Source organism: Nostoc sp., assembly GCF_036919555.1.
In the GTDB taxonomy this organism is placed as follows: domain Bacteria; phylum Cyanobacteriota; class Cyanobacteriia; order Cyanobacteriales; family Nostocaceae; genus Nostoc.
In genome coordinates, this window is the sequence record NZ_JBALCS010000076.1 from 1 (window position 1) to 11741 (window position 11741).

Here is an 11741-nt window from a genome sequence, read left to right on the forward strand (position 1 = left end):
GCAGATGCTGACTTATCATTGTCCCTTCTTACACCTGTTTTAGTACCCGTATTGTCTCTTAGTCTTGTTCAAAAATCAAATAGGAGTCCTATATTAGATGGAAAATTATAGATAGCCACCCCAAATTAGGTAATTAGACGGAAAGTTATTGTATAGTATTCAAATATAGGTACTTGGATGGAAAAATTCCAGATAACTATCCCAAATCAGGTAATTACACAGAAAGTTTCAGTCAATAACTAATTAGCCTGCTGAGTAGTCTGTAAGGGCGTAACCAGAAGGCTAATGGTGGGGCACAATCGTCAAGTGCAAAGATTTAGTAAACTTCGTGATTTTACGGAACTCTTCCGGTTAGTTCTAAAAAAGCATCGCACTTGGACAAAGTGGTACATAAAAACTTAAGCAGCAATAGGCGTGAAATTATGCGATTGTTGAAAATAGTAATTCTTTCCATCATTGGCTTCGTTCTATTTTTAATGCCTTTATCTCCGGTGTTGGCATTAAACCTTGATAATACGTATCTGGCTCAAGCTGGATACTGGACATGCAGTCAATCTCAAAGCTGTATGCCTACGCAAACGGGAACAGGAGCTACTGAGAGTGAGGCAAGAGCAAATTTAAATCGACAAATCCAAAGCTATCCTATAGTTCCTGGTACTCCATGTAACGTTGTAGTGCCTACGAGGTGCGACTTTGTGCCAATCCAACCACCCCCCACTCCAACTCCCACCCCATCGACTCCAACTCCCACCCCATCCACTCCAAGCAGACCACCAACTCTCAGCACCCGGAGAGTGTTCATCAAGTCCGCCCACGGTAATTACTTCCTAGACCACCGAATTGCAGGCAGGTTTATCGGGCTAGCAGACCAACCCTACAATCCTGCAACCGGAGCATACAATGGGGAACTTTGGCAGATTGTTGACGCTGGAGGCGGCAGAGTGTTTATCAAGTCCGCCCACGGTAATTACTTCCTAGACCACCGAATTGCAGGCAGGTTTATCGGGCTAGCAGACCAACCCTACAATCCCGCAACCGGAGCATACAATGGGGAACTTTGGCAGATTGTTGCGAGGTAGTCTTTAGAGCATTGTGTGAGCGTGTATAACGATCGCGTTGCACCAGAACACCCTAAATTATCAGTTAAGTTACAAAGCTTAACTATGTCCCGTGAACGCGAACGTTAAAGTAAATTTAGGTTTGACATACCCCAGATGAATTGTTCTCGCTTTTGCTAATCGCACGCGCCCCCATTCCTCAATCATCATCTTGTTGAGTGATAATGATCGCACCATTTAATCTAAAAAATCGTCATTAAAAATAGTCTTTAATTTTACAGTTTTTCTTTGAGCAAAATGCAAGCAAAATCTAAAAACTAGGCTCCATAAGCGTTATATTGTTTGAAGCATCAAAATAGATTGTTACTACATAACCCTACAACTTGCATTTAGGCTAGAAATAGACTTTTTTTTCTACCGCAGCGAAAAAACCTTGCATTATATAATGTTGAAGAGCGTTGGCGGGTAGCCCACCGTAGGCATCGCTAGGTTCGGAGTAATCCCAAGAGTGCATTTGACGGAAAGGTAGACCCATCTTCTGGAAGACGTACTTCTCTTTCACACCAGAGGCTACAAGGTCAGGCTTCAGCGCTTTGATAAATTCCTCGAATTCGTAAGCGGTAACGTCGTCATAAACGATGGTGCCGTCTTCGATGAAGGGAGCAGTACGTTTGTAGTCATCGTTATGAGCGAACTCATAACCAGTACCTATCATCTTCATGCCCAAGTCTTGGAAAGCTGGGACAACGTGGCGAGGACGTAGACCACCAACCATGATGGCAACAGTCTTACCTTCCAAGCGGGGGCGATACTTCTGAAGAATCACATCCGTTGTGGGCTGATACTTGGCGATGACTTTCTCAGCGTTTGCTTGGATTGTCTCGTCAAACTTAGAAGCAATTTCCCGTAAAGATTCAGCAATCTTGGTGGGGCCGAAGAAATTGTACTCCAACCAGGGAATACCATAAGCTTCTTCCATGTGACGGCTAATGTAGTTCATCGACCGATAGCAGTGGATGAGGTTCATCTTCACATTGGGGGTCATCAACATTTCGTTGAGGGTGCCATCACCTGACCACTGAGCGACTACGCGCAAGCCGATTTCTTCTAACAGGATGCGGCTAGCCCAAGCATCTCCACCGATGTTGTAGTCACCGATAACGGCTACGTCATAAGGGGTACCTTCAAACTTGAGTGTACCGTCTTTCTTGGCTTGGTCGGATTTGGTGAACACCCAGTCACGAACCATATCGTTAGCAATGTGGTGACCCAAAGATTGGGAAACACCCCGGAAGCCTTCGCAACGCACAGGTACAACTGGCTTGCCAATTTCTTTCGATGTCTTCCGAGCAACAGCTTCGATGTCATCCCCAATTAGACCAATGGGACATTCAGATTGAATGGAAACACCACGGTTGAGTGGGAAAAGTACATCAAGTTCTTCGATTAGCTTGGTAAGTTTCTTGTCTCCACCAAAGACGATATCTCGTTCTTGGAAGTCGGAGGTGAAGTTCATGGTACCAAAGGAGTCAATACCTGTAGTACCGATGTAGTAATTACGACGACCAGACCAAGAATAATAACCACAACCAACAGGCCCGTGGCTGATGTGGATCATGTCCTTAATAGGGCCCCAAACCACACCTTTAGAACCGGCGTAAGCACAACCACGAGCGGTCATGACACCAGGAAGGGATTTAACGTTAGACTTAACGCCGCAGTCGGACTTACCTTCTTCGTATACGTTTAAATGTTTTTCCCGCTTTTTAGCGGCTTTTTCAGGATAAGCACTGAGAACTTCTTTAATTAGTTCTTTTCTTTCTTGGATGATGTTTTGGTTTTCTGGAGGTGTCATATTTTGTTTCTGTGACTCGTAAGGATAGGGACATAGGGGGACTAGGAGTCCCCTCTAAAGTTAGGGGGGAGATAAAAAGAGAGGGTCAAAGGTAAGATAGGGGACTCTTCCTTTTTCCTTGTGCTAAAGCATTACTTCTTAGCAGCGATTTATACTACAGGAGCTTCAGCAGCACTCTTACCAACTAGCATTGCGGTATTTTCGTCGCTTTCGAGGATACCGAATTCAATCAACAATTCTTCTAGTTCTTCCATTTCGATGGGTGTAGGAATAGCTAGATTCTTGTTGTCGATAATTTTGTGAGCCAATGTCCGGTATTCGTTAGCTTGGTTGCTTTCAGGTGCGTACTCGTTAACAGTCATCCGGCGCAATTCTGCGTGTTGAACGATGTTGTCACGGGGTACGTAGTGAATCATTTGGGTGTTCAACCGTTTTGCCAAGGTTTCGATCAAGTCGATTTCCCGGTCTGTGTTACGGCTGTTACAAATCAAACCACCCAAACGCACACCACCTGTGTGAGCATACTTGAGAACACCACGAGCAATGTTGTTAGCAGCATACATCGCCATCATTTCACCTGATGTCACGATGTAGATTTCTTGTGCTTTACCTTCACGGATAGGCATTGCGAAACCACCGCACACAACGTCACCTAATACGTCGTAAGATACGAAGTCTAGGTCTTGGTAAGCACCGTTTTCTTCTAAGAAGTTGATGGCGGTGATAATACCACGACCTGCACAACCTACACCGGGTTCTGGACCACCAGACTCTACGCAAAGAACGTCACGGAAACCCTTGAGCATCACTTCATGAAGTTCTATATCTTCTACTGCGCCACGTTCTGCGGCGAGGTGAAGAACGGTGGTTTGAGCTTTGCTGTGCAGCATCAAACGGGTAGAGTCAGCTTTAGGGTCGCAACCGACGATGAGGATGCGTTGACCCATTTCTGCCATAGCTGCTAAGGTGTTTTGGGAGGTGGTAGATTTACCGATACCGCCCTTACCGTAGAAAGCTATCTGTCTAATCTTTTCTTCAGTCATGATTCGTGTTATCCTGCAATTGGTTGGTGGGTTTTTTGGGTTTGTTGGCTCTCACACCTGTTGAGCTACAGCAGTGAGGGTATGTAGAACGGCGCCGGGGGCGATCGCTCCACAGCTAAAATGATCGAAAGTAAGTACATATATTTGCTGGCTAAATTTTTTTTCTTTTGTCCCTAGTCATTAATCATTTATCCTGACTAATGACTAGGAGATTACGCAATTTACAAATACGTCATAATGTGTTTCAGCTTGAAAGACTAAATAGGACTTGATGTTGCTATTTGTCAACAATCAATGCATAAGTCCGATTACTTGTTCAAAATAGCGCCTTTCATATTTGTGACGCGCTCTAGTGCAGCTTTGGTGTCTTCTGCTGACTCTCCACGCACAGCCATTGCTTCACCGAGATGCTTGGCTAAAGCATCGAAGTGTGGTTGCTGTAGATTCATTCCCGCGTGGGTTTTGTCCATTGGACGACCTGCGTATTGCTTTGGCCCCTCAAAAATCTGAGATAAGAAAGCAACTAGATGATTACGTTGCTTGGGCATATCTGTACCCGCAAAAATGGGATTGAGGAGGCTGTCTGTCGCAATGCGTTTGTGGAGCTCATCTACTATTTGTTCAATAGCTGGTTGTCCGCCAAGTTTGTCGTACAATGTGCTCATATTCTGTTCCTTTGAAGCGAGTTAGATGATGAAATTTGCTTTTTAGGCGCTTAATCTATGAAGCCTATATGCTGTTAGCAGTAATAGTGGTAGGACTGATACCAATTCGTAATTCGTAATACCTTGGGGGAAGCAATCCTTCGGGTGGCTACGTAATTCGTAATTAAGAAAGTTAGGTTTGAATCTGTCACTTTCTGTTGGCGAATTGGTATGAAGCATTGAGTGGAGACAATGATTCGGTTCAAATCCTACTTTCTGTTTCTGGCTGAATGCATATTAGGGCGTATTTGTAGAGTACGTTAAGTCAAGAAAGCAATTCCTAAACTGCTTCGACTACAAGGCTCTTGCTGACACGCTCTTGTAATCTGGCTTCGATCGCAATTTTCAGAGTTGCTGTACTACTAGAACAGGAACCGCAAGCACCTTGCAGCACAACTTTAACGCGATCGCCTTCGACATCATAGAGTTCTACATCTCCCCCGTCAGCGATGAGTACGGGTCTGACTTCTTCATCCAGAACCTTTTGAATTAGAGCAATCTTTTGCACGTTAGTTAGCGATCGCTCTTTAGACGTAACAATTTCTGTGGCAACTTTTACGCCGTAATCGTTGAGAGCAGGTGAGGCGTATTCCTGTTGAACTGATTTGATTATATCATCGATGTTCGCCAAACAGGAACCGCATCCACCACCAGCTTTCACATAATTTGTTACCTCTTCAGCACCAGTGAGATTATTTTCTAGAACGACGCGGCGAATTTTGGCCTCGCTGATCCCAAAGCAACTGCAAACTAACGCGCCTTCATCATCATCATCATGGGTAGCTAGAGGTATGCCACGATAATTATAGATAGCAGCTTCTAGCGCTTCTTGTCCCATGACAGAACAGTGCATCTTTGCTTCTGGTAAACCACCCAGGTAATCTGCAATGTCTCTGTTGGATACTTTCAGGGCTTCATCTAAGGTTAAACCTTTGATCATTTCGGTTAATGCACTAGAAGATGCGATCGCACTAGTACAGCCAAAGGTTTGAAAACGAGCATCTAGAATCTTATCAGATTCTACTTCCACTTTCAGGTGCAATCTCAAAGCATCACCGCAAGCAATGCTACCGATTTCTCCCATTGCAAGCTTAACCCCAGGTTCGCCAGATTCTTCAATGGCTCCCTGATTCAGGGGATTGTAAAACAGTTCTAATACTTTATCGGTGTAGTCCCACATAACGAATTTTAGATTTTAGATTTTGGATTTTAGATTGAGGTATGGGGCATTGGGGGGCATCGGGCATTGGTTTTATTCTCAATGCGCTATGCCCTATTCCCTATTCCCTAATTAACGATGAGCCAGTGCTTGCTCTTGTTCTTGCAGCCAACCCGCATTATCATTTTTGAAGGGTGAGAGGGCGCGTAAACGTTCCACAATACTGGGCATTACCTCTATAACTTGATCGATTTCGGCTTCTGTGGTGTAGCGACAAAGGCTGAAGCGAATGGAACCGTGCAAAGTTGTGTAGGGTAAGCCCATAGCCCGAAGGACGTGGGAAGGTTCCAGTGAACCGGAGGTGCAAGCAGAACCGGATGAGGCACAGATACCGTATTTATTCAACGATAGTAAGATCGCTTCACCTTCAATATACTTGAAGCCGATATTGGTGGTATTGGGCAATCTCTGCGTAGGGTCACCATTGACTACACAATCAGGAATTGTCGCAAGTAAAGTTTGTTCGAGGCGATCGCGCAGCCTTGTTTCTCTTTTGTTTGCTTCTTCTAAGTGAAACAGTTCAAGTTCCGCAGCTTTGCCCAAGGCAATAATTCCCGGAACATTCTCTGTTCCTGCCCTACGTCCACGTTCTTGGTGTCCGCCAATGATGAAGGGACGGAACCGAACCCCGCGCCGGATATATAAAGCACCAATTCCTTTCGGACCGTGCAGCTTATGACCAGACAGGGTTAACATATCTACGGTGCTAGTCTTCATATTCAAGGGGATTTTTCCCACTACTTGCACCGCATCTACATGGAAGATAGCGCCATATTCTTTCACCCGCAACCCAATCTGCTCAATCGGGAAAATCGTGCCAGTTTCGTTATTAGCATACATAATTGTCACCAAGGCGGTGTTACCCGTCAAGGAAGCTTCTAGTTCATCTAGATCCAGCTGCCCTTGATGATTTACTGAAAGATAGGTAACACTGTAACCTTGGGTTTCTAATTGTTTGCAGACATTAAGTACTGCCGGATGTTCAACTTGGGTGGTAACGATGTGTCGCTTTTCTGGGTGCGCTAACAGTGCGGCTCGAATCGCCGCGTTATCTCCCTCAGTTCCACAACTTGTGTAGACAATTTCTGACTCATCAGCTCCCAGGATGGCTGCAAGTTGTTCTCTTGCTGTTCTCAGTGCTTTACCAACTTGCCCACCAAAGGTATGCATACTGGAGGGATTGCCGTAAAAGTCTGTCAGGTAAGGTAGCATTACCTCTATAACTTCTGAGTCTACCTTAGTGGTGGCATTATTATCGAGATAGATGCAGTTATTTTGCATTGTTGTGTTTAATTACGTTAGCGTAGCGTTAGCGACGTAGGAGCGTCATTACGATTTATTAGAGCTTCTGCTCCCATTGTTTGGGGCTGACGCTTTTGCAACTGTTCGGAGTATTTCTGGGAATAGCTGTTAAACCAACGTTCCCAGTAATCTTGTTTATTTGTTAATTTAGCAACTACGCGGTTGTAATCGGCAAACCAGCCTTCCCAATAGTCGCTAGGCTGCTTAACGCAACCGTCGCATGTAGGACAACCAGCTTTACACTGAGGCACGGTATGAATGCTATCAATACAATTTGTACAAAGTTCAGGGTCAATCCAGTGCTGTCCGTCAACCACTTTAACTGCATTTGTGGGACATCCCGATAGACAGAGATTGCAGGAAATACACTGGCTAGTAATAATTTTGTAAGCCATGATTATTCTCCTTTTTGGATAAGGGGCATTGGGCATTGGGCATTGGGGAGGCAGTGCCGTAGGCGGGAGGCGATTGGCGGCATTGGGGGATAATTCTTGTTCTATTCCCCATGCCCCATGCCCTATTCCTTATTCCCTAATTCCCTAATTCCTTAACGTATTGCTCGTAGAACTCTAAAGCAACCTTCTCAATCACGTCGTAAGCTTCAACACTCTGTATTCCAGCTTTTTGCAATTTTTCTTGAGGACTGTTACCAATCTTGGAGGCTAAAACTGCTTTGCAATCTGCGATCGCTTTCATAATATGCTCAAAAGAAGCTTCTTCGCCGTATCCACCTTGGCAGTATTGGTCAATTTTGCGATGACCGACAAAGCGAACTTCGTTTCCACCCACTTCGTAAATTTGGAATTCTTTCGCATGACCGAAGTGTTGGTTAACTAATCCGCCGCCTTTGGTTGCTACTGCAACTAGAACTTTAGGACTATTGGCAATTTTCTTACCGGCTAGCGCCTTGTCTTTGGCTACTTTAAGTTCATCTTTAAACTTCTCAATACCGTCATGAACTTCTTGGCGTTTCTCCATGTCATATTCTGGAGTCATTTCTAAGAATTTCTCTTTGGAAAATTCTTGGCTGCGGTCTTCTCCCAATAATCCGACTGCATCGGCACGGCACTGGCGACAGTGACGCATCATTTTCATGTTACCGGAGCAATTGTCTTGAACTTCTTTGAGTTCTTTGGGTGTGGGACCGCGTTGACCGATTAAACCGAAGTGTGTGCCATGTTCTGGTGCAGAAATCAATGGCATGATGTTGTGTAAGAATGCACCTTTCTCACGAATGACTCGATTCACTTCGACTAAGTGATGGTCATTAATTCCGGGAATCATCACGGAGTTTACTTTACACAAGATGTCAGCATCTTTCAGGGCTTGCAATCCTTCCATCTGTCTTTCGTGGAGAATTGTCGCGCCTTCAAGACCTCTGTAACGCTTGCGCTTGTAGTGAACCCAAGGATAAATTTGAGCACCGATCTCTGGATCTACCATGTTAATGGTGATCGTAACGTGATCTATATTTAATTCTTTAATGCGATCAACGTAGTCAGGCAGCATTAAACCATTGGTTGATAAGCACAGCTTGATATCTGGTGCTTGCTCTGCAATCAACTCAAATGTGCGGAAAGTCTTATCTGGGTTCGCCAGAGGGTCGCCAGGGCCGGCAATTCCCACAACTGTCATTTGAGGAATCTTGCCTCCAATGACCAAAGCTTTGTGTGCAGCTTCTTCTGGGGTTAGCAATTCGCTAACTACTCCAGGACGGCTTTCGTTAGCGCAATCATATTTACGGTTGCAATAGTTGCATTGAATGTTGCAGGCTGGAGCAACAGCAACGTGCATCCGGGCGTAGTGGTGATGAGCGTCTTCGCTGTAGCAGGGATGTTTAGCAATGCGTTCTTGGAGCATTTCATCCCTTTCCACGGTGGCGCTACTGGGGCTGTCGCAGCCGCAACCACCTGATTTTGCTTGGGTTGTCGATTCCGTGGCGGTAGAGTTGAGGAGTCGTTTAGACGATGATGTCATTGAGTTTTGCAAAAGGTCGGTGGACTTGGCTGCCACTGTGGGAGATGGTGTTGCTACTCTTATATGCCGAGGAATTGAAGTCGCGTCTTCCACAGTGCCTGCAAACCCTTGGGTTCGGGTGACTTGTTATCAAGTAAGGCAGGCAATAGATATCTGATGTTCGGCTGGTGTGTGTCAATGTTCGGTTCTTGGGTAGAATTTGTGCTTACAGCCGCGACTTCTATTCACTTCAGGCATGGTGCTATGTCATCCCTCCACTCACTTTTCGCTTCGTTTTGTATTGGAGCGTTAAGTGATTGGCGATATAAGATTTATAGCAGCCGTCTCCCAGCCAGATGTTGCGTCTCTCTAGGATAGAATTTATTGGATTTATTACGCTTGTACTCAACTAATAAAAACCCTAATTCTTCAAGCATTACAAGGATTAAAAATTTATTTTTCGGGTAGGGGTTCTAGTATTGTTTGGTTGGGGTTCTAGTGTTTATTGATAGGGGTTCAGGATTTATTTGTACTCAGTCATAACCCAATCCCAGCAAGGACTTTAACTAACTTAAAACTGGGTTTGGGTTATTTAAATGTGTACTCAGATTGCCCTCATTTTCCGTCAAAAGCAATAAATGCCAAGGGTTTGAGGGTGAAAAACTGGAATAGTCTATATTGTTCTACTCCAGAAACGTGCGAAATTCAATTCTGTATCTAACATATCATTTTTTTGGGGGTGAAAATGCGCTTCATATTTTTTTAATTTTTGCTTTGACAATGATATTCAATTGGGGATCTAAGTCTGATCTAGTAAGCCATTTGATCTAGTGGAAATAGATATGTTGCTGCACATTATTTTCAAAAAACTTAACTTTTAACTTCTTTTTTTCATTCCCACAATCATGGAGATGGGTAGGAAACTCTCGGATTTTGTGTTTGAGAGAAACAACAAACTATAATCTAACATGATTGAGCGATCGCAATGAATTTTCTGAATTGCTCATTACAAACCTTAGCAAAAAACCTAACCCCCTAACCCCATTCCCGACGCGGGAAGGGGAAAATTCAAAGTCTCTCTCCTTTTAGGAGAGAGATTTAGAGAGAGGTTTAAAAGCTACAATCAAACCAAGCGTGAAAAAATCTGAGTTATGATAGCCATCCCCCAACAACCGCCAAAAATGACCGTTGAGGAATATCTGGAATGGGAATCTCAGCAAGACGTTCGCTACGAATATGCCAATGGCGAAGTATTTGCCATGACAGGCGGTACAATTTCTCATAACGATATTGCACTAAATCTCTACAGAGCTTTGTACCCTCATTTGCGTTCCAGAGATTGTCGAGTGAATGTGATAGACGTGAAAGTGCAACTCACTCCCCAGAGTCGCTACTATTATCCTGATGTTATCGTCAGTTGCGACCCTCAAGACCTCAATGCCCGCAAATTTATTCAACATCCCAAGCTGATTGCTGAAGTTCTTTCGCCAGGTACAAGCGCTAAAGACCGGGATGAAAAATTTACTTATTATCTGACAATCCCCAGTTTGCAAGAATATATCTTGATTGACTCGGAAAAAATCTCCGTTGAGCGTTACTGTCGGGGAGAGGGTAGAATGTGGCTTTACTATCCCTACACGGCTGGAGATATCATCACTCTATCGAGTATTGAATTTGAGTGTCCAATTGAACTGCTGTATGAAGGTGTTGTATTTACCACTGAAGAATGAATGAAAAGCGATCGCTCCTTAAGCAACAGTATAACCTGTGTAGGGTCTTAACTCTGGTGGACGAAATCCCAAAACAATGTATTCTTTAGGAATTCCAGCCCGTTCTAAATCGGCGGCAATGCCTTCTTCAGTACCATCCCATTGAATCCAGATTTTACCATCAATCAAGTCAATATGAACCAGACAGCCATGAATGCGGCGTTCTCGTAGCGTGCCGTAGGCATTCGCCATCCCAACCTATATCCATCCACAAGATGCTATTTATGGCAGTACTAGCTTCCCTGAAGGAGGTTATGCCGAATTTGCAGCTATCCCAGAAAACTTGGCGGCTTTTAAACCAACAAACCTATCTTATGAAGAAGCTGCGGCTGTACCTTTAGCAGCGCTCACGGCTCTGCAAGCACTGCGAGATCAGGGGAATATTCAAACAGGGCAAACTGTTTTGATTAATGGGGCTGCGGGCGGTGTAGGCAGTTTTGCAGTGCAAATTGCTAAGGCTTTAGGGGCAGTGGTGACGGGAGTTAGCAGTAGCAAAAACCTGGATTTGGTGAAATCTCTCTTAGCAGACCGCATGATTGATTATACGCAGCAAGATTTCGCCGAAGATACAGCGCAGTATGACATTATCTTTGATGCAGTGGGTAAGCGATCGCTATCACAAACCAAAAGAGTCCTCAAACCCAACGGAATTTATATCACCACGTCACCCAGTCCGGAAGTCTTGTTAGAGAGCGTCTTAACAGCATTCCTTCCCGGTCAAAAAGCCAAATTGATGTTTGATATCATGTTCGGTAAATCACTTACGATTAAGCTCCGATTTTAATCCACCAGTGAAAACCCGTTAACCCTTGAATCAAATCTTGCTGTTGAAGTA

Annotated in this window: 9 protein-coding genes and 2 pseudogenes; 3 read left to right on the plus strand and 8 right to left on the minus strand. The window is 44.4% G+C overall.

Going from position 1 to position 11741, the window contains the following annotated elements; genetic code table 11:
* The first annotated feature begins 422 nt into the window (after positions 1 to 422).
* Positions 423 to 1079: a fascin domain-containing protein gene (locus V7K36_RS20940; protein WP_335118900.1), complete on the plus strand. Its 657-nt coding sequence runs from the start codon at positions 423 to 425 to the stop codon at positions 1077 to 1079.
* A gap of 373 nt (positions 1080 to 1452) precedes the next feature.
* On the opposite strand, the gene nifD is transcribed toward V7K36_RS20940, so the two are convergent.
* From nifD to nifB, 7 genes are all read right to left on the minus strand, one after another.
* A complete protein-coding gene (gene nifD, locus V7K36_RS20945; RefSeq protein WP_335118902.1) occupies positions 1453 to 2913 on the minus strand; it encodes a nitrogenase molybdenum-iron protein alpha chain in 1461 nt (486 codons plus the stop codon).
* Positions 2914 to 3062: 149 nt separating this feature from the next.
* Positions 3063 to 3956, minus strand: a complete 894-nt coding sequence (gene nifH / locus V7K36_RS20950; protein WP_335118904.1) for a nitrogenase iron protein — start codon at positions 3954 to 3956, stop codon at positions 3063 to 3065.
* Positions 3957 to 4264: 308 nt separating this feature from the next.
* Positions 4265 to 4621 carry a globin domain-containing protein gene (locus V7K36_RS20955; protein WP_335118906.1) on the minus strand — a complete coding sequence of 119 codons (357 nt, stop codon included), beginning with the start codon at positions 4619 to 4621 and terminating at the stop codon, positions 4265 to 4267.
* A gap of 319 nt (positions 4622 to 4940) precedes the next feature.
* Positions 4941 to 5840, minus strand: coding sequence for a Fe-S cluster assembly protein NifU (nifU, locus tag V7K36_RS20960; RefSeq protein ID WP_335118908.1), 900 nt, complete (start codon positions 5838 to 5840; stop codon positions 4941 to 4943).
* A 111-nt stretch (positions 5841 to 5951) separates the two neighbouring features.
* Positions 5952 to 7160: a cysteine desulfurase NifS gene (gene nifS, locus V7K36_RS20965; RefSeq protein WP_334942462.1), complete on the minus strand. Its 1209-nt coding sequence runs from the start codon at positions 7158 to 7160 to the stop codon at positions 5952 to 5954.
* Between the two features lie 17 nt (positions 7161 to 7177).
* Positions 7178 to 7576, minus strand: a complete 399-nt coding sequence (locus V7K36_RS20970) for a DUF362 domain-containing protein (RefSeq protein ID WP_335118911.1) — start codon at positions 7574 to 7576, stop codon at positions 7178 to 7180.
* Between the two features lie 136 nt (positions 7577 to 7712).
* Positions 7713 to 9158, minus strand: coding sequence for a nitrogenase cofactor biosynthesis protein NifB (nifB, locus tag V7K36_RS20975; RefSeq protein ID WP_335118917.1), 1446 nt, complete (start codon positions 9156 to 9158; stop codon positions 7713 to 7715).
* A gap of 1130 nt (positions 9159 to 10288) precedes the next feature.
* On the opposite strand from nifB, the gene V7K36_RS20980 reads away from it, so the two are divergent.
* Entirely contained in the window at positions 10289 to 10867 is a 579-nt protein-coding gene (locus tag V7K36_RS20980) for a Uma2 family endonuclease (RefSeq protein WP_335118913.1), read from the plus strand.
* An 18-nt stretch (positions 10868 to 10885) separates the two neighbouring features.
* Here V7K36_RS20980 and V7K36_RS20985 read toward each other — a convergent pair.
* Positions 10886 to 11068: pseudogene (locus V7K36_RS20985) on the minus strand (element excision factor XisI family protein); the annotation flags it as partial.
* Between the two features lie 52 nt (positions 11069 to 11120).
* On the opposite strand from V7K36_RS20985, the pseudogene V7K36_RS20990 reads away from it, so the two are divergent.
* A pseudogene (locus V7K36_RS20990) lies at positions 11121 to 11648 on the plus strand (NAD(P)-dependent alcohol dehydrogenase); the annotation flags it as partial.
* Between the last annotated feature and the right edge of the window lie 93 nt (positions 11649 to 11741).